This window comes from Actinomadura montaniterrae (assembly GCF_008923365.1).
In the GTDB taxonomy this organism is placed as follows: Bacteria; Actinomycetota; Actinomycetes; order Streptosporangiales; family Streptosporangiaceae; genus Spirillospora; species Spirillospora montaniterrae.
In genome coordinates this window covers 1-16,864 of sequence record NZ_WBMR01000010.1, presented here as the reverse complement: position 1 = coordinate 16,864, position 16,864 = coordinate 1, and the positions used below count along the sequence as shown (strand labels likewise).

Here is a 16,864-nt window from a genome sequence, read left to right as displayed (position 1 = left end):
GCCGTCACCTACGGGTCACCTGCACAGCTGCGGCACGCCGGTTAGCGTCGGTCGCCATGCGGAACGAACAGGAGCCGGGGTCCTTGGAGAAGGTCCTCGCCGACATCGCCGACGAACGCGCCGCCCAGGATCGGATGTGGGGCGTCCAGGAGTTTCCCGACGGCACCGGACCAGCGTTCGCCGGTGAAGCCGACAAGGCCAAGGACGACTGCGCCGGCGCCTGGACGCGCGGCGAGCTGACGTGGCGGCACGTGCTCGCCGAGGAGTTCTACGAGGCGCTGGCCGAGACCGCCCCGGCGCCGCTGCGGAACGAACTGGTGCAGACGGCGGCCGTGGCCGTGAAATGGATCCAGTCGCTGGACCGCCGGAACGGCGTGACCGAACATCGCACCAAGGAAGGTGGTGGGCGCACCGAGAAACTGGTCCGCGACCGGATCCCCGACCTCATCCTGAGCACCGGCCGGCGGCCCGAGACCCGGGTCGCGGAGCGCGGCGAGTACACGTCGCTGCTGCGCGCGAAGCTCTACGAGGAGGCCGGCGAGTACATGGAGAGCGGAGACCCCGCCGAACTCGCCGATGTACTGGAGGTCGTCCACGCGCTCGCAGCGCTCCACGGCCTGACGCCCGCCGACCTGGAGGCGAGCCGATCCGCCAAGCACACCGCCCGAGGGGGTTTCTCAGAGCGCATCGTCCTGCGGCTACACCCGTAGGCGCTGGCGGCTGCGGTCAGCGGAGTGGCCTGGCGTCAGGGCCAGATCCGGCGAAGCGTCCACGGGCCGGCGGCTCCCGCGGCCGGCCCGACCACCTCCGCGATCGCCGGGCCGTCCGGCGTCGTGACCTGGAGCCGGTAGAAACGGGCCTCGCCGGGTTCCTGCCACTGCTCCAGGACCCGGCGCACCCGGAAGCACCCGCGCGCACCGGTGATCTGAGAAGGATGGCCCACCGGGGTGGTCTCCGCGGAGACGGGTTCATCGATCAGCACGAGACCAGACCCTAGCCCGAACAAGTGTTCGAGCAAAGCCCACCAAGCCGTCCGACCCGACATCCCCCACCCCAAGCAAGCCACCATCCGATACCCGCAAGGCCGGCTCGCAGGTCAGCGCACACGGGCAGCGCACGTGCGGCGCTCCATGCGGAGCGGCGCCCGCAGGACCATGCCCATGGAGCGGTACAGCGTGCGCTTGCATGGGGCGGTTCACAAAGGGCGGCGCCCGCGAAACAGACCATGCGAGGCCCTGCGTCCGGAGCGACGCCCGCGAGGCCGCACTGTGGGCCGCACGTGGTGGGTGAGCATGGGCCCGCGTGCGTGGAGCGGGGATGTACGGGCAGCGCATGTGCGGCGCTGCGCATGGAGCGGCGCCCGACCACCGTGCCGTCGGCCCGCGCCGTCGGGCCGCGCGGGTGCACGGTGCGTGGGACCGTGCCTGGGGAGCGGTGCCCATGGAGCCGTGCTATGGAGGCGTGGGCGTGCACAGTTCCTTGTGGGTGCGCGTGGCAAGCGGGCGTGATGGGCGGGTGTGATGGGCGGGCGTGGTGAGCGCGCGTGATGGGCGCGCGTGATGGGCGCGCGTGATGGGCGCGCGTGATGGGCGCGCGTGATGGGCGCGCGTGATGGGCGCGCGTGATGGGCGCGCGTGATGGGCGCGCGTGATGGGCGCGCGTGATGGGCGCGCGTGATGGGCGCGCGTGATGGGCGCGCGTGGGGCGGCGTAGCAGAGGCAGGGTGTGAGGGCACCGTGCGCGGAGCAGGGGATGTGAGGCGCTACGTGTGGAGCGGCGGCGGGGGCTGTGCCGTCGGGCTGTGCGGGGGCACGGTGCGTGGGGGGTGATCGTGGAGCGGCTGTTCTATCAGTGCCCGCCTGTAGCGTCGGCCACGGCGGCAGCGAGAAGAGGAGCGCGAGCATGTCAACGTACGTTCTTGTGCCTGGGGCGGGCGGAAGCGCCTGGTTCTGGCATCTCCTCGTTCCCGAGCTGGAGGCCCGGGGGCATGAGGTCATCGCCGTGGACCTGCCGGCCGCCGACGAATCGGCCGGGCTCACGGAGTACGCGGACACCATCGTCGAGGCGATCGGCGACCGCACCGAGGTCATCCTGGTGGCGCAGTCGATGGGCGGGCTCAGCGCGCCGCTCGTGTGCACCCGCGTGCCGGTGGCGCTGCTCGTCCTGCTCAACGCGATGGTCCCCGTACCCGGCGAGACCGGGGGCGCCTGGTGGGCCAACACCGGGCAGGCCCAGGCCATGGCCGAACAGGCGGCCCGGGAGGGGCGGGAATTGCCCGCGGAGTTCGATCCCGAGGACTGCTTCTTCCACGATGTCGCACCGGAGGTGACCGCCGAGGCGTTCGCGCGAGGCGAGGACTCGCAGTCGGACAGGGCCTTGGAGGAGCCCTGGCCTCTGGAGAAGTGGCCGGACACGCCGACCGTCTTCCTCCAGGGCAGGGACGACCGGCTGTTCCCCCTGCCGTTCCAGCGCCGGGTCGTTCGCGAGCGCCTGAACATCCCGGTCGACGACATGCCGGGCGGGCATCTCGTCGCGCTCAGCCGCCCCAAGGAGCTCGCGGACCGGCTGGAGGCGTACCGGATCCGGCACATCGGGCCGAACGTTTCGTGACACGGGCCACGCAGGGACAGCGGCTAATCGGCGCCGATGCCGCGGGCGAGAGCGGGAGGCAGCGGGTAGAGGCGTTCCTTGGGCAGTAAGGCCTTGGCCTGAGCGGTCCGGCCCGCCTGGAGCAGCCCATGGATCCTGCGGACCAGCGGTGTTTGGTCGTCAATGCCGAGGATCCAGTCATCGACGTAGCGGTCCACGATGTGGCGGCTCAGCCCCACCTGAATGCTGCGCGTCTCCAGCTTGCGGCCGTTCAGCGACCGCTCGGGGTCCCATTGGACGTGGACCGTCGCCCGTGCGAAACGGCGGCGCCATTCGTCGGAGCTGCGGAAGACGCGGCGGTCCGGGTCGGTCGGGACGGCCTGCGCCAAGGCCTCCTCCCAGCCCGCGCGGGTGATCCTGACGGCCAGAACCGTCTCCTGCCCGGGCTTGCGCGCCCAGTTGCTGCGCGCCATCAGCCACAGGAACGACGGCTTGATCCAGGTCATGCGGGTGCGGGAGAACGGAGGGACGAAAGTGCCGTGCCGCGCCGCCGGGAGACCGATCTCCGGGCCGTAAGCCTGGTAGACGGTGATCGAGTCACGGTCATGGAGGGCGCGGATCTCACGTGTGCGCATGGTGCCGCCACGGTGCCGCAGGGCGCCCGGCGGGTTCAACCGGATTTCGTGGCCGCGGACCTGCGGCGGTGGGCCTTCTGCCGGCACGCGGCGCCGCAGAATCGCGCCGGGCGGCCGGTGCGTGCCGCCGCCAGCGGCGTCCCGCAGACCTCGCACCTGCTTTCGTTACGTGACGGCGGCGGGCTTTCGTCACGGACTTTCGTTACGGCAGAGGGGCGGAGCGCGTCGCAGGCCAGTGCGGTCATGCGGCCGGGCGGCCCGTCGGCGCGCCGCAACCGTTCGGTGACGACGCATCCGGCCATCAGGGCCCGCACGTCCCGCAGGTCGACGTCCGCGCGCACGTCGCCGGCCGCCTGGGCCCGCCGGAGCAGCGCATCGAGGGCCTCGTTGAACTCCTCCTCGACGCCGGCGGCGAACGCCTTGATCCCCTCCTCCAGCGCCAGCGCCTCGCAGATGGCGTGGTTGAACATCGCCCGCTCGACGACCCACATCAGGAAGCCGTAGAACCGCTCCCCGGGGTCGTCCGCACCGGCCAGCGACCTCGCCTCCTCGATGATGCTCTCGAACCGGTCGGTGATGACAGCGGTGAACAGCGCCTCCTTGGTCGGGAAATTGCGGTAGACCGTCCCGGCGCCGACGCCGGCGCGGCGGGCGATGTCGTCGAGCGGGACCAGCCGCCCCTCGGCGGCGAACGCCTCCAGCGCGGCCTGGAGGATCCGGCTCCGGTTCCGCCGCGCGTCCGCACGCCGCGGCTCCGCCTCCTGACCGCGGCGCGCCCCCGTCTCGACACCACGGCGCGCCCCCGTCTCGACACCGCCGCGCGCCCTTGTCTCGACACCGCCGCGCGCCCTTGTCTCGGCACCGCGGCGCGACTCCGCCTCACTGCTGCGGCGCGATCCTGCGTCACTGCGGCGCTGCGGTTCCGCGTCGGTGCGGCGCGGCTGGGCGTCGGTGCGGCGGCGCGGCCGTGGCTCGGCGCGGCGGCGCGGGCCCGGCGCGGCCTCGGTGCGGCGGGGCGGTTCCTCGGGCACGAACGACTTCCCTTCCTTTGACAAACGGGGCGAGCGTTCCGGTAATGTCTCAACCGGGTCGATGGTTCCGATTGTAGGTCCGGAGGAGACGGCGATGGGCGAGGACGCGGTGGTCGAGGCGAGGCGGCGGCTGGGGCGGATCGGGGTGGGCCTGATGACGCCCCTCGCACCGGCGGAGGAGTGGCGGCGGGCCGCCCGCCGGGTGGAGGACGCCGGATACGGATCGATCTGGGTGAACGAGGCGATCGGCGGCCGGGAGGTGTTCACGCAGCTCGGGGTGATGCTCGCGGCCACCGAGCGGATCGTGCTCGGGTCGGCGATCGCGAACCTGTGGGCGCGGCATCCGGCCGCGATGCAGGGGGCCGCGTCGGTGCTGGCCGACGCCTACCCGGGACGGTTCGCGCTCGGCGTCGGCGTCAGCATGGGCGCGATCGTCGAGCAGAGCGGCCAGACGTGGAGCAGCCCGCTCGCCCGCATGCGCGGGTACCTCGAAGCGATGGACGCCGCCGTGGAGGCGGCGCCGAAGCCGGAGGTGCCGTTCCCGCGGCTGCTCGCGGCGCTGGGTCCGAAGATGCAGGCCCTGGCCGGCGAACGCGCCGACGGGATGCTCCCCGCGATGATGCCCGTCGAGCACACCCGCCGGGCGCGGGAACTGCTCGGCCCGGACAAGCTGCTGATCGCACTGCAGCCCGTGATCCTCGAGACCGATCCCGGGAAGGCGCGGGCCATCGCCCGCCAGGCCGGGGCCTTCTCGATTCCCGGTTCGCCCTACATCGGGGCGCTCAAGAAGCTGGGCTTCTCGGACGCGGACCTCGCCGACGGAGGCTCCGACGAGCTCATCGACGCCTGTTTCGTCCGGGGCGACGAAGCCGCGGTGGCCAAGGGCGTCGAGGCCTATCTGGACGCGGGGGCCGACCACGTGTGCGTGTCGGTGTTCCAGCCCGACCTCGCCTCGTCCGCCGACCAGTTCGAGCGGCTGGCCCCGTACCTGTTGAACGACTGACCCCGCGGCCCGCGTCCGGGCGGAGCGCCGGTGAGACGTCAGCGGGGGCGGACCAGGCCGGTCTCGTAGGCGGCGATCACCAGCTGGGCCCGGTCGCGGGCCTGGAGCTTGGCTAGGAGGCGGCCGATGTGGGTCTTCACCGTGGCGGGGCTGAGGTGCAGGTGCTCGGCGAGTTCGGCGTTGGAGAGGCCGCGGGCGATGAGGGCGAGGACCTCGCGCTCGCGGTCGGTCAGGGCGTCGAGTCCGTCGGGCGGCGGCTCCGCGGGGGCGGGCCGGCGGACGAACTCGGCGATCAGCCGGCGGGTCACCGTCGGGGCGAGCAGCGACTCGCCGGACGCGACCACGCGGACCGCCGACAGCAGGTCGGCGGGCGGGGTGTCCTTGAGCAGGAAGCCGCTGGCACCGGCCCGCAGCGCCGCGTAGACGTAGGAGTCCAGGTCGAACGTCGTGAGGATGAGGACCCGGACGTCCGGCAGGTCGCGGCAGATGCGCCGGGTCGCCTCGATGCCGTCCATCTCCGGCATCCGGACGTCCATGAGGACGACGTCGGGCCGCTCCCGCTCGGCGAGCTCGACGGCCTCCGCGCCGGTGCCGGCCTCGCCGACGGCGTGGAGCCCCGGCGCGGTGTCGATCAGGACGCGGAAGCTGCCGCGTACCAGGGCCTGGTCGTCGGCGACGAGGACGCGCAGTTCCAACGTGCTCCTAGGCCTCGTAGGGGAAGGCGGCGGCGACGGCGAAGCCGCCCTCCGGGCGGGGACCGGCGGTGAAGTCGCCGCCGTACATCATGACGCGTTCGCGCATCCCGATGAGTCCGTGGCCGGGGACGCCGTGGACGCCGGGGAGGACGCGGACGCCGGGCCCGTCGTCGTCCACCTCGATCCGGACGCGCCCGCCGACGGCCTCGACCAGGACGCGGCAGCGGGCGGGCGCGGCGTGCTTGACGACGTTGGTGACGGCTTCCTGGACGATCCGGTAGGCGGCGAGCGCGACGCTCTCGGGCAGGTCGTCCGCGCGGACGTCGAGGTCGACGTGGACGCCGGCCATGGCGGCGCGCTCGGCCAGGCCGGACAGGGATCCGAGGCCGGGCGAGGGGGCGAGGCCTGGCTCGTCGGCGCGCAGGACGCCGAGGAGGTGGCGCATCTCGCCGAGCGTGCCGCGGCTGGTGGACTCGATGACGCGCAGGGCATCGAGGGCCTCCTCCGGGCGGGCCTCGGCGACGTGGACGGCCACGCCGGCCTTGACGGCGATGAGGCTCATGCTGTGCGCGACGATGTCGTGCAGTTCGCGGGCGATGCGGAGGCGTTCCTCGCCGACGGCGGTCTCGGCGAGGCGGCGGGCGGCCTGGGCGGTGTACGCACGGCGGTCGCGGACGGCGCGGCCGAGCGCCCAGGACGCGCCGAGGACGGCTACGCCCAGCAGCACGCGGCCGAGCTGTTCGGCCTGCCAGTTCTTCGGCCCGACGAGGGCGCCGCCGAGGATGACGATCGCGCTCAGCACGCCGATCGCCCGCGTGGGGACGAAGCGCGCGCGGGGCAGTTGCAGCGCGACCGGGTAGAGCGCGTACGCGGCGGCGGCGTAGAAGTCCCATGGCAGGTCGAGAATCAGAGCCAGGGTCGACGCGGCGAGGACCCCGCCGAAGACGGGCACGGGCCATAGCCGCCGTACTGCGAGCGGCAGCGCCATGGCCGCGGCGACGGGCACGGCGAGCAGCGCCGGCGTCTCGTGGCCACCGGAGAACACCAGTAAGAACAGCGTGTAGAGGACTGCGACCGCAGCGTCCAAGCGGATCGGCCGCCGGAGGCGGTTCCGCCAGGGGCCGGGCTGATCGTGACGCGGTGGCTCGTGGCCGGGGGGCCGGGCGTGCGGGGAGGCCGGCTCGGATTCGTGCACGTCACGACGGTAGCCGGACACCGCGGCGCGGCGCGTCGTGCCGGCGGACGTCAGACCTGGGTCCGATGCGGCGGCGTCGTCTCGGAGCACGGTCGGACCGGCGGGTCCCGACCGGGTTCCGATGTGCGGGGACGGTGTCGGGCGGGAGCGTTGGCCGCATGATCGAAGTGAGGGAGCTGACCAAGCGCTACGGCGGGACCGTCGCCGTGGACGCCCTGTCGTTCCGGGTGCGCCCGGGGACGGTGACCGGGTTCCTCGGCCCGAACGGCGCCGGGAAGTCGACGACGATGCGCGTGCTGCTGGGGCTGGACGCGCCGTCGTCGGGCGCGGCGCTGGTGAACGGCGGCCCGTACGCGGCGTTGCGGCGGCCGATGCACGAGGTGGGGGCGCTGCTGGACGCGGGCGCGGTGCACGGCGGCCGCCGTGCGTTCGACCACCTCGGCTGGCTGGCGCGCAGCAACGGGATCGGGACGCGGCGGGTGGCGGAGGTGCTGGAGCAGGTCGGCCTGGCGGGCGTCGCGCGCAAGCGGGTGGGCGGGTTCTCGCTCGGGATGCGGCAGCGGCTGGGGATCGCGGCGGCGCTGCTCGGCGATCCGGGCGTGCTGATGTTCGACGAGCCGGTGAACGGGCTGGACCCGGACGGGGTGCGGTGGGTCCGGCGGTTGATGCGGGCGCTGGCCGCCGAGGGCCGGACGGTGCTGGTGTCGAGTCATCTGATGAGCGAGATGGAGCTGACGGCGGACCGGCTCGTCGTCATCGGGCGGGGCCGGTTGATCGCGGACACCTCGGTGCGGGAGCTGGCGGACCGGTTCGCGCGCGGGGTGCTGGTCCGGTCGCCGCGCCCAGAGGACCTGGCCGCGGTGCTGGTGGCGGCGGGCGGCACGGTCGAGCCCGCGCGAAGCGGCACGGCCGAGGACGCGCCGAGCGGCACGGGCGAGGGCGCGCCGAGCGGCACGGGCGAGGGCGCGCCGAACGGCACGGGCGAGGGCGCGGCGAACGGCACGGGCGAGGGCGCGCCGAGCGGTGCCCTGTCGGTGACGGGGCTCGACGCGGCGGAGATCGGTGAACGGGCCGCCGCGCACGGCATCCCGCTGTACGAGGTGACGCCGCGGAGCGCCTCGCTGGAGGAGGCGTACATGGAGCTGACGGCGGGCAGCGCCGAGTTCGGGGCGGTGGCGTCGTGATCGACGCGTTGGCGGCGGAGTGGTGGAAGCTGCGTTCGGTGCGTTCGACGTTCGCGGTCTTCGGCACGGTCGCGGTGTTCGTGATCCTCTGCGTCGTGTGGTCGTTGTACGCGGCGCACTATTGGGACGGACTGTCGCAGGCGAGGCGCGCGACGTTCGAGTCGGCGCCGCCGGAGCAGCCGCTCGCGATCGCCCTGCCGGTCTGCGCCGTGCTGCTCGGGGCCTTGCCGATGACGTCGGAGTACGCGTCGGGAATGATCCGGACGAGCCTCGCCGCGATACCGCGCCGTCCCGTGCTGTTCTGCGCGAAGGCGGCGGTGCCGGGAGCCGCGATGCTCGTCGCCGCGCTGGTGGGGCTGACCGCCGGGGTCGTGGCGGGCGAGGCGGCCGCGAACGGTCGTCCGATGCGCGGGTTCGACGCCTCCTTCCTCGACCACGTCCCGTACCTGCTGGCCATGGCGGTGACGACGGCGGCCATCACGCTGATGACGGCCGGCCTGGCCGTCGTGCTCCGCTCCACCGCGGGGACGATCACGACCGGGATGGCGGTGCTGTTCGTGGTGCCGCCCGTCGCGAACCTGCTGCCGGGTCCGTGGGGCGAGCGGGTCTGGGCGGTTCTGCCGGAGAGCCTCGCGGGGCAGATGGCCTCGCCGCCGGGCGCCTCGCCCACCCGTGACGACCTGTCCCCGGCGGTCTCTGCGCTGCTCTTGGCGGCGTACGTGCTCGTCGCGTTGGGCGTGGGCGTCCGCGTGTTCGGACGGCGGGACGCGTGATGCTCGACGCCGTCGCCGCCGAATGGTGGAAGCTGCGGTCGGTCCGCTCGACCCACGTGATCGTTTCGGTCGCGGCCGGGTTCGCCGTGTTCGTCGTGCTGCTGGCCGTCCAGCAGGCGCACGTGTGGGACGGTCTCGACGCCGCCCAGCGCACACGGTTCCTGCTTCGGCCGCTGCAGGAGCTGGGCGGATGGGTCGCCCAGCTGTGCCTCGGGGTACTCGGCGTGCTCGCGGCGGCGTCGGAGTACCGGACCGGGATGGTGCGGACGAGCCTGGTCGCGGTGCCGTCCCGGTCCCGGTTCCTCGCGGCGAAGGCCGTGGTGGTGGCGCTGACCGGGCTGGCCGTGGGCGAGGCGGTCTCGATCGGGTGCTTCCTCGGCGCCCGGCTCGCGGTCGGCGGCCGGCCGTTCCCCGACCAGCGCGCGCCGATCGCGCACGACCTGCCGGGGTTCGCGGTCTCCGGTGTCGCGGTGGCGGTGTTCGCGCTGCTCGGCCTGGCCCTCGGCGTGCTGCTGAGGTCGGCGGCCGGGGCGATCGTCGCCGTCGTCCTGCTGTGGCATGTGGTGCCGCTGCTGGTCTACCACCTGCCGGGGCCGTGGAACGAGCGGCTCGGGTCCGTGATGCTCTCCGGGCTCCCGACCGAGATCGCGGGCCTGAGCGCGCGGCAGTCCATCTACGGAGACCTGCTGTCACCGCCCGCGGCGGCGGCCGTCCTGCCGGCCTACGCGCTCGTCCCGCTCGCGTTCGCCGGACTGGCGCTCGCCCGACGGGACGCGTGAGGCGGCCGGAAAGTCCGGAAACGGGTGGGCGGCGGCGCCCATCGAGGACGCCGCCGCCCGTCAGTGCGGGTCGGTTCGGGTCAGTGCGGGTCGGTGCTGGTCAGCCCGCGCGCCGGTAGGACGCGCGGACCGCGAGCCGGTGCCGGAGCAGGCCGATGGCCTCCTCCAGCGTCGGCGCGGCGGCCTGCGCGCGCAGCTGCTGCCCGTCCAGCTCGGCGACGGCCCTGGCGAGGGCCGGCCTGGGCAGCGCCGGGTCGGCCACGATGCTCAGCGTGACCTGCACGGACGCGGCCCCGGTGCCGTCCAGCGCCGCGCGGACGGCACGTTCGGCCTCCGCGCGCTGGGCCTCCGTGACCTCGCCCGAGGTGAGAAACCGGACCTCCGGTCGCTCGAGGGTCGCGTTCATGGTTCCCCCAGAATGGATCTCGGTGATGTTCCGGGAAGTGCGAGGGCGCCACGGGCGTCACCGCGGTGCGGCGCCCTTCCTACAAGTGAACGCCGTCCGGGACCGGGAGATCGTCCGCACGGGACGAGAGCTTGGTCACCCGCCCGCGCTGTAGAGGACCTGATCAGGCGTTATGCGGACGGTGAGGCGCACCTCACCCTCCTGGACCGGATAGGTGTCGTTGCCGGTGTACTTCTTGGCGAGCCCGTTGATGACCTCCACGGCGCCCTCCGTCTCCAGCTTCGCCTCGCCGGAGACGCTGACCCAGTGGAACGGGTCGTCGGGGTCGAGCACGCTGACCGAAACGCGCGCGTCCTTGCTGAGGTGCCGCTCCTTGGCGCGCCCGGCGGCGGTGTTGATGAGGACGTCGTCGCCGTCGAGGCCGATCCACACCACCGTGTTGTGCAGCGAGCCGTCCGGCCGGACGGTCGTGGCCCACCCGGGCAGCGGGCGGTTCAGCAGTTCCTTGGCCTCGTCGGACAGCTTGCTCATGACGTCCTCCTCGTAGGGCTGGCTTCCTGGCTCGCTGGTCGCCAACCCGCAGGCCGCGCCGTCTGTTCCCGTCCCGGCGATATTCACCGAACGATGTGACCGCCGTCATTTGCACGTCATACGACGAGCCCCGGAAAGCCGGTGCCGATTGGCGGGCACAAGACCGCGAAACGCCAGGCAATTCATGGGCCGGCAGTGACTCCGCCGCTATGGAAATGACCTCCCGGTCAACGAGATCGTCACCCCGTCGCCACGTTCCGCACCCGTGCGGCGACCGACGGCACTGGTCACGGCCCGTGGTCACGCTCCAAAACACCGATCCGGCCCGCGGGACACCGCCCCGGTTCGATCCACGGGCCCGGCGGGAGTATCCTCACCCGCGCCGATCGGCGCACGGACCGTCCAGCCCGGCCGTTCTAACACGGATGGGTCGTTTTGCCGAAGACGCGCTTTTTCATACTTCCCAAAAACGTGCTTCGATCCTCTAACATAGGGCGGTGCCGTGCCGCCCCAGAACAGACCCGTCGACTGGCTGGTGACCCCTTGCCCCAGGATTCAGCCGCCCCCACGCCTCCGGCCGAGGGCGATCAGTCCGGCAGACTGATCGACTACCCGCGGCGCGGCGGTCCCACGGTCCTGCGCATCCTGCTCGGCGCCCAGCTGCGGCGGCTGCGGGAGGAGCGCGGCATCTCCACCGAGCAGGCGGGCTACGAGATCCGCGGCTCGCACTCCAAGATCAGCCGGATGGAGCTGGGGCGGGTCGGGTTCAAGGAGCGCGACGTCTCCGACCTGCTCACCCTCTACGGGGTGAACGACCCCGCCGAGCGGGCGCCGTTGCTGCAGCTGGCCAAGGAGGCCAACACGCCCGGCTGGTGGCACCGCTACGGGGACGTCCTGCCGAGCTGGTTCGAGGTCTACCTCGGGCTGGAGGAGGCCGCGTCGCTGCTGCGGACCTATGAGCTGCAGTTCGTGCCGGGCCTGCTGCAGACCGAGGACTACGCCCACGCCGTGGTACGGCTCGGCTACTCCGACGCCTCCGACGAGGAGGTCGAGCGGCGCGTGCAGCTCCGCACGACCCGGCAGCGGCGCTTCACCTCCCCCGGCGCCCCGACCCTGTGGGCCGTGCTGGACGAGGCGGTGGTGCGCCGCCCGCTCGGCGGCCGCGACGTCATGCGCCGGCAGCTCGAGCACCTCATCGCGATGTCGGAGCTGCCGAACGTCACGCTGCAGATCGTGCCGTTCGGCGCGGGCGGGCACGCCGCCGCCGGCGGCCCGTTCACCATCCTCCGGTTCGCCGAGCCCGGCCTGTCCGACGTCGTCTACCTGGAGCAGCTCACCAGCGCGCTGTACCTGGACAAGCCGACCGACGTCGACACCTACATGCGCGCGATGAACAACCTGTGCATCACCGCCGCGCGCCCCGACGACACGGCCCGGCTGCTCACCGGCATCCTGAAGGAACTCTGACCCCGCGCTAGCGGGACGGCTCCGCCGACGCACCGCCGGGCGGTTCCGCCGCCTCGTCCAGGACGCGCTCCCTCCGGCTGCGGCTTCCACCGCGGAACTCCGCGATGACGTCCCCGTCCGGGACCCGCCGGACCGTCACGTCGTACACGCCGCTGCGCCCGTACCGGGTGCGTTCGACGGCGGTCGCCTCCAGCACGTCACCGGCGCGGGCCGGCGCGACGAACACGACGTCGGCGGACGCGGCGACCGTCACATCGCCGTGGGTGTTGCACGCGTAGGCGAACGCCGAGTCGGCCAGCAGGAACAGGTAGCCGCCGTGGGCGATCCCGTGCCCGTTCACCATCGCCGGGGTGAGCGTCATGCGCAGGACGGCGCGTCCCGGCGCGATGCCGGCGATCTCCATGCCGAGGTCCTGCGCGACCTTGTCGTCCGCGTACATCGTCTCGGCGCATCGCCGCGCCAGCTCCGCCGGGTCGCTCACCGTCCCCAGCGTAATGAGCGTCGGGGCTTTGGGCCCCCGGGACGGGGAAGGTCATCCAGCGTTCGGGAGTTCACACAGGTGGCCGTGGTACGGCCGAAGCCGGATGGAGGAGGACTCGATGCTGTACGGCAAGGAGCACGTCGCCCGTTACCAGGAGACCGACGGCGCGGAGGGACACGACTGGCAGGGCACCGTCACGCTGCTGCTCACGACGACCGGACGGCGCAGCGGCAAGGAGTACACGACGCCGCTCATCTACCAGCCCGAAGGGGACGTCTATCTCGTCGTGGCGTCCAAGGGCGGCGCGGACGAGCCGCCGGAGTGGTACCTGAACCTGGAGGCGAATCCCGAGGTGAAGGTGCAGGTGAAGGGCGACCGGTTCACCGCGCGGGCGCGTACCGCGACGGCGGAGGAGAAGCCCGCGTTCTGGAAGAAGATGACGGCGACGTGGCCCGCCTACGATGAGTACCAGGAGAAGACGGACCGCGAGATCCCCGTGGTCGTCCTCGAGCGGGTCTGAGGTCGGGGGCGTGCCGGGCGCGGGCGCGAACCGCCCGGGCCCGGCCGGTTCCCTTTCGCCGGGACGCCGGGGCGTGTAGCGTCGGGTGGGAACATCCGTTCGACCGCCGTCCGTCCGAGGCCGCCGAGGTGCGAAGGTGCCGACGTCCAGCAGCGCTGATGAGCACGTCGCCGAGAAGCACGCCGCTGAGAAGAGCAGCGCCGCCGTGCCCGGTGCCGGTGACGGCGCCGCAGGTGAGAACGGCGCGGGCGAGGGTCCGCCGCCCCGGCTGCTGAAGCGCTGGGGGCTCGACACTGTTCGGGCTCCCGAGGCCATCGACGGCACGTCCGGCCGGAGGTGCTGGCGGGTCGGCACGTCCGGCGGCCCGTTCTTCCTCAGGAAGTACGCCGCGCCGGAGCGGAGACGCGTCCTCGTCCAGCACGAGATGACGGGCGCGCTCGACGCGGCCGGGCTCCCCGTTCTCGCGCCGCTGCCCGCCAAGTCCGGACGGACGCTCGTCACCGCCGCCGGCCACGCCTATGCGCTGTACCCGTGGGTCGCCGGGCGCAGGCGCGGCGGGCTCGAACTGACCTTCCGGCAGTGCGAGGAACTCGGGGAGCTCCTCGGCCGGCTGCACGCCGAGCTGGAGCGGATCACGCCGCCGGTGCAGCAGAGCCTGCTCGTGCCGACGCCGCGCGCCGCGGACGCGGCGGCGGCCGTCGACGCGATGCTGGAGGCCCTGCCCGCGGACGGCGGCCGCACCGACTTCGACGCGCTGACCGAGCGGAGGCTGCGGGAGCGGCGCGCGCTGCTCGCCGAGTTCGCCGGGCATCAGCCGCCGGAGATCGAGGTCAGCACGGTCGGGCACCTGCACGGCGCGTTCCACGCGGAGCATCTGCGCTATGCGGGCGCGGGCAACGTAACGGCGGTGCTCGGCTGGGACGCGCTGACCACGGGCCCGGTAGCGGGCGAGGTCGTGCGGGCGGCGGCGCGGCTGTTCGCCTGCGAGGACGAGCGCGGGCTCGACCTGGACCGGGTGCAGGCGTTCGTGCGGGGGCACCGCGCGGCGTTCCCGCTGGACGCGGGGCAGATCCAGTCGGCGGTGCACCGCGAGTGGTGGGAGCGGCTGTGCGACGTCGCGCCGCTGCGGCACCGCTACCTGGGCGAGGAGGGCGCGGGCGAGCGGGGCGCGGCCGGGCTCGTGTCCTGGTGGTCGGCGCAGCTGGAGCGCACGCTCGACGTGTTCGCGGCGCCGTACACCGACGCCTTCGCCGAAGTGCCGGACGGCAGCCCCGCCTTCGGCTGAGGCCCTCCGCCGCCGCAGCGCGAAAGGACCGCGCGGCGCCGCGATGAGCGGCCGCCGGCGGGGAAGGACATCCGGGATGCGCGACGCGCGGCCGTATGCCAGGCTGGTCCCGCACCATTATGTATCGAACAGTCCAAAAGGAGCCGGAGATGACGCAGATCGCAATGCTCGGCACCGGGATCATGGGCGCCGCGATGGCCCGGAACCTGCTGAAGAACGGCCACGGGGTCACCGCCTGGAACCGCACCCGGGAACGCGCCGAGCCGCTCGCCGCGGACGGCGCGACCGTCGCGGGCTCCCCCGCCGAGGCCGTCGAGGACGCCGACGTCGTCATGACCATGCTGAACGACGGCGACACGGCGCTCGCCGTGATGACCGACGCCGCGCCCGCACTGCGGGACGGGCGGATCTGGGCGCAGATGGGCACGGTCGGCGTCGACGACGTGCCGCGGCTCGCCGCGTTCGCCGCCGAGCACGGCGCCACCTTCGTGGACTCCCCCGTGCAGGGCACGAGGCAGCCCGCCGAGCAGGGCAAGCTGATGGTCCTCGCGGCCGGCCCGCAGGACGCCCGGACGGTCCTGGACCCGGTGTTCGGCGCGATCGGCAGCCGGACGCTCTGGCTCGACGAGGACGGCGCGAGCGGCGCCGGCACCCGGCTGAAGCTGGCCGCGGTGAGCTACGCCATCTCGCTCACCTCCGTCATCGCCGAGTCCGTCGCGCTGACCAAGGGCCTCGGGCTCGACCCGGCGCTGCTCGGCGAGGTCCTCACCGGCGGCCCGCTCGACAACGCCTACCTGCAGATCAAGATGAAGGCGATGCTCGCCGACGACTACGCGACGAGCTTCGCCGTCCGCAACGCGGAGAAGAACACCCGGCTGATCCACGACGCGGCCGCGGCGGCGGGCGTGCGCGTCGACGTCAACGACGCCGCGGGCGACCGGTTCCGCCGCGTGATCGAGCAGGGGCACGGCGACGAGGACATGGCCGCGACCTACCGGGCGAGCTTCGGCGGCTGATCCGTCCGGGCCCGTGGGCGTGGCGGTGCGCGGCGGCGGGCGAAGCGGGGCGAGGATGGGTGCATGGAGGTACTGAGCAGCCGCATCCTGCTGCGCCCGGCCGACATCGAGCGCAGCCGGCGGTTCTACCGGGATGTGCTGGGGCTGGCGGTGTACCGCGAGTTCGGGCCGCCCGACTCGCCCGGCGTCGTGTTCTTCCTCGGGCCGGGGTTCCTGGAGGTGTCGGGGCACGGGCCGGGCGGCGCCGGCCCGTGCCCGATGATCTGGCTGCAGGTCCGCGACGTCCGGGCCGAGCGCGACCGGCTCGCGGCGGCGGGCGCGCGCGTCGTCCGCGAGCCGCGCGAGGAGCCGTGGGGCCTGGTGGAGATGTGGATCGAGGACCCGGACGGTGTGAAGATCGTCATCGTGGAGGTCCCGGAGGGGCATCCGCTGCGACGCGACCCGCGATCCTGAGCGAAGGTGCGATGACCGAGACGCCCGCCGAGTACTGGAACCACAACACCCACTACCACGGCGTCGTGCTGCGCAACGTGCCGCGCGGCTGCGGCGAGGCGCTCGACGTCGGCTGCGGGGACGGGCTGCTCGCGCGCCGTCTCGCGCCGCGCGCCGCGCACGTCACCGGGCTCGACCGGTCGGCGGAGATGGTCGTCAAGGCGAAGACGCTGAGCGAGGGCGTCGGGAACGTCGACTTCGTCGAGGCGGGGCTGCTGGAGTACGACCTGCCGGAGCGGCACTACGACTTCGTGTGCTGCGTCGCCGCGATCCACCACATGGACTTCGCGGCCGGGCTGACGGCGATGCGCGACGCCGTCCGGCCGGGCGGCGCGCTCGTCGTGATCGGCCTCGCGAACAACGCCGGCGTGAAGGACTTCCTCTACGGTGCCGCGGGTTTGCCCGGGCATCTCCTCCACAGCCGGGTCCTCAAGCGCAAGGCCGCGGGCGAGCCGGGCGCACCGCTCGCCGATCCCGACATGACCTGGGGCGAGGTGCGGGACGAGGCGCCGCGGCTGCTGCCGGGCGCGGTGTTCCGCCGGCATCTGCTGTGGCGGTACTCCCTCGTCTGGCACCGGCCGCGCTGACCCGGGCCACCGCCACGAAAACTGGAAAACGCTGGAACTGTCTGGAAGCTCCTGTACTGTCTGCCGCATGCCCCGGTCCCCCGGCGTCCCGGCCCCCGACGCGCTGGAGGCGCGCATCGCCGAGCTGCGCGCCGGCGTGCGCCGCGCGATGGCGACCGGCGACCGGCGCACGGCCCGCGCCCTGCGCGCCGACCT

At 73.3% G+C, this 16,864-nt stretch carries 20 protein-coding genes; 12 read left to right on the top strand and 8 right to left on the bottom strand.

All coding sequences use genetic code 11. The annotated features are described in order from the left end of the window. The first annotated feature begins 56 nt into the window (after positions 1 to 56). Positions 57 to 710 carry a nucleoside triphosphate pyrophosphohydrolase gene (locus F9B16_RS52430; RefSeq protein ID WP_225991388.1) on the top strand — a complete coding sequence of 218 codons (654 nt, stop codon included), beginning with the start codon at positions 57 to 59 and terminating at the stop codon, positions 708 to 710. A gap of 35 nt (positions 711 to 745) precedes the next feature. Here F9B16_RS52430 and F9B16_RS05815 read toward each other — a convergent pair whose 3' ends face one another. Then, positions 746 to 982 carry a hypothetical protein gene (locus F9B16_RS05815; RefSeq protein ID WP_151538793.1) on the bottom strand — a complete coding sequence of 79 codons (237 nt, stop codon included), beginning with the start codon at positions 980 to 982 and terminating at the stop codon, positions 746 to 748. 920 nt (positions 983 to 1,902) lie between these two features. Here F9B16_RS05815 and F9B16_RS05810 point away from each other — a divergent pair. Then, the gene (locus F9B16_RS05810) at positions 1,903 to 2,610 is read left to right on the top strand and encodes an alpha/beta fold hydrolase (protein WP_151538792.1); all 708 of its coding nucleotides are present in this window, start codon (positions 1,903 to 1,905) and stop codon (positions 2,608 to 2,610) included. Between the two features lie 23 nt (positions 2,611 to 2,633). Here F9B16_RS05810 and F9B16_RS05805 read toward each other — a convergent pair whose 3' ends face one another. Next, positions 2,634 to 3,224, bottom strand: coding sequence for a DUF4291 domain-containing protein (locus tag F9B16_RS05805; RefSeq protein WP_151538791.1), 591 nt, complete (start codon positions 3,222 to 3,224; stop codon positions 2,634 to 2,636). A gap of 35 nt (positions 3,225 to 3,259) precedes the next feature. Continuing rightward, positions 3,260 to 4,255: a TetR/AcrR family transcriptional regulator gene (locus F9B16_RS05800; protein WP_225991387.1), complete on the bottom strand. Its 996-nt coding sequence runs from the start codon at positions 4,253 to 4,255 to the stop codon at positions 3,260 to 3,262. Between the two features lie 94 nt (positions 4,256 to 4,349). Between F9B16_RS05800 and F9B16_RS05795 the strand changes: the two genes are divergently transcribed. Further along, positions 4,350 to 5,258 (top strand): TIGR03620 family F420-dependent LLM class oxidoreductase, encoded by a 909-nt coding sequence (locus F9B16_RS05795; RefSeq protein WP_151538790.1) that lies wholly within the window; start codon positions 4,350 to 4,352, stop codon positions 5,256 to 5,258. Between the two features lie 38 nt (positions 5,259 to 5,296). Here the strand turns inward: F9B16_RS05795 and F9B16_RS05790 are convergent, their stop codons facing one another. Beyond that, complete coding sequence (locus tag F9B16_RS05790) at positions 5,297 to 5,953, bottom strand: response regulator transcription factor (protein WP_225991386.1); 657 nt, start codon at positions 5,951 to 5,953, stop codon at positions 5,297 to 5,299. A 7-nt stretch (positions 5,954 to 5,960) separates the two neighbouring features. Further along, positions 5,961 to 7,148 (bottom strand): sensor histidine kinase, encoded by a 1,188-nt coding sequence (locus F9B16_RS05785; protein WP_449698223.1) that lies wholly within the window; start codon positions 7,146 to 7,148, stop codon positions 5,961 to 5,963. Positions 7,149 to 7,306: 158 nt separating this feature from the next. Here F9B16_RS05785 and F9B16_RS05780 point away from each other — a divergent pair, with 158 nt between their 5' ends. From F9B16_RS05780 to F9B16_RS05765, 3 genes are read left to right on the top strand one after another with little or no spacing between them, the layout of a single operon-like run. Further along, on the top strand, positions 7,307 to 8,332 hold the full coding sequence (locus F9B16_RS05780) for an ABC transporter ATP-binding protein (protein ID WP_225991384.1): 1,026 nt from the start codon (positions 7,307 to 7,309) through the stop codon (positions 8,330 to 8,332). Beyond that, the gene (locus F9B16_RS05770) at positions 8,329 to 9,105 is read left to right on the top strand and encodes an ABC transporter permease (RefSeq protein ID WP_151538789.1); all 777 of its coding nucleotides are present in this window, start codon (positions 8,329 to 8,331) and stop codon (positions 9,103 to 9,105) included. Before F9B16_RS05780 ends, F9B16_RS05770 begins: the two co-directional genes overlap by 4 nt. Next, the gene (locus tag F9B16_RS05765; protein ID WP_151538788.1) at positions 9,105 to 9,884 is read left to right on the top strand and encodes an ABC transporter permease; all 780 of its coding nucleotides are present in this window, start codon (positions 9,105 to 9,107) and stop codon (positions 9,882 to 9,884) included. The genes F9B16_RS05770 and F9B16_RS05765 overlap by 1 nt, the downstream gene beginning before the upstream one ends. A gap of 100 nt (positions 9,885 to 9,984) precedes the next feature. On the opposite strand, the gene F9B16_RS05760 is transcribed toward F9B16_RS05765, so the two are convergent. Both F9B16_RS05760 and F9B16_RS05755 read right to left on the bottom strand, forming a co-directional pair. Next, positions 9,985 to 10,290: a hypothetical protein gene (locus tag F9B16_RS05760; RefSeq protein WP_151538787.1), complete on the bottom strand. Its 306-nt coding sequence runs from the start codon at positions 10,288 to 10,290 to the stop codon at positions 9,985 to 9,987. Positions 10,291 to 10,425: 135 nt separating this feature from the next. After that, positions 10,426 to 10,821 carry a PPOX class F420-dependent oxidoreductase gene (locus F9B16_RS05755; protein WP_151538786.1) on the bottom strand — a complete coding sequence of 132 codons (396 nt, stop codon included), beginning with the start codon at positions 10,819 to 10,821 and terminating at the stop codon, positions 10,426 to 10,428. A gap of 600 nt (positions 10,822 to 11,421) precedes the next feature. On the opposite strand from F9B16_RS05755, the gene F9B16_RS05750 reads away from it, so the two are divergent. Further along, the gene (locus F9B16_RS05750; protein WP_151538916.1) at positions 11,422 to 12,288 is read left to right on the top strand and encodes a helix-turn-helix domain-containing protein; all 867 of its coding nucleotides are present in this window, start codon (positions 11,422 to 11,424) and stop codon (positions 12,286 to 12,288) included. A 7-nt stretch (positions 12,289 to 12,295) separates the two neighbouring features. Here the strand turns inward: F9B16_RS05750 and paaI are convergent, their stop codons facing one another. Beyond that, a complete protein-coding gene (gene paaI / locus F9B16_RS05745; RefSeq protein ID WP_151538914.1) occupies positions 12,296 to 12,727 on the bottom strand; it encodes a hydroxyphenylacetyl-CoA thioesterase PaaI in 432 nt (143 codons plus the stop codon). 160 nt (positions 12,728 to 12,887) lie between these two features. Between paaI and F9B16_RS05740 the strand changes: the two genes are divergently transcribed. From F9B16_RS05740 to F9B16_RS05720, 5 genes are all read left to right on the top strand, one after another. Next, positions 12,888 to 13,289: a nitroreductase family deazaflavin-dependent oxidoreductase gene (locus tag F9B16_RS05740; protein ID WP_151538785.1), complete on the top strand. Its 402-nt coding sequence runs from the start codon at positions 12,888 to 12,890 to the stop codon at positions 13,287 to 13,289. 136 nt (positions 13,290 to 13,425) lie between these two features. Beyond that, entirely contained in the window at positions 13,426 to 14,574 is a 1,149-nt protein-coding gene (locus tag F9B16_RS05735) for a phosphotransferase enzyme family protein (RefSeq protein WP_225991383.1), read from the top strand. A gap of 149 nt (positions 14,575 to 14,723) precedes the next feature. Next, positions 14,724 to 15,590: an NAD(P)-dependent oxidoreductase gene (locus F9B16_RS05730; RefSeq protein ID WP_151538784.1), complete on the top strand. Its 867-nt coding sequence runs from the start codon at positions 14,724 to 14,726 to the stop codon at positions 15,588 to 15,590. Between the two features lie 63 nt (positions 15,591 to 15,653). Further along, positions 15,654 to 16,043 (top strand): VOC family protein, encoded by a 390-nt coding sequence (locus F9B16_RS05725; RefSeq protein ID WP_151538783.1) that lies wholly within the window; start codon positions 15,654 to 15,656, stop codon positions 16,041 to 16,043. Positions 16,044 to 16,054: 11 nt separating this feature from the next. Further along, positions 16,055 to 16,669, top strand: coding sequence for a class I SAM-dependent methyltransferase (locus F9B16_RS05720; RefSeq protein WP_151538782.1), 615 nt, complete (start codon positions 16,055 to 16,057; stop codon positions 16,667 to 16,669). Positions 16,670 to 16,864: the final 195 nt, after the last annotated feature.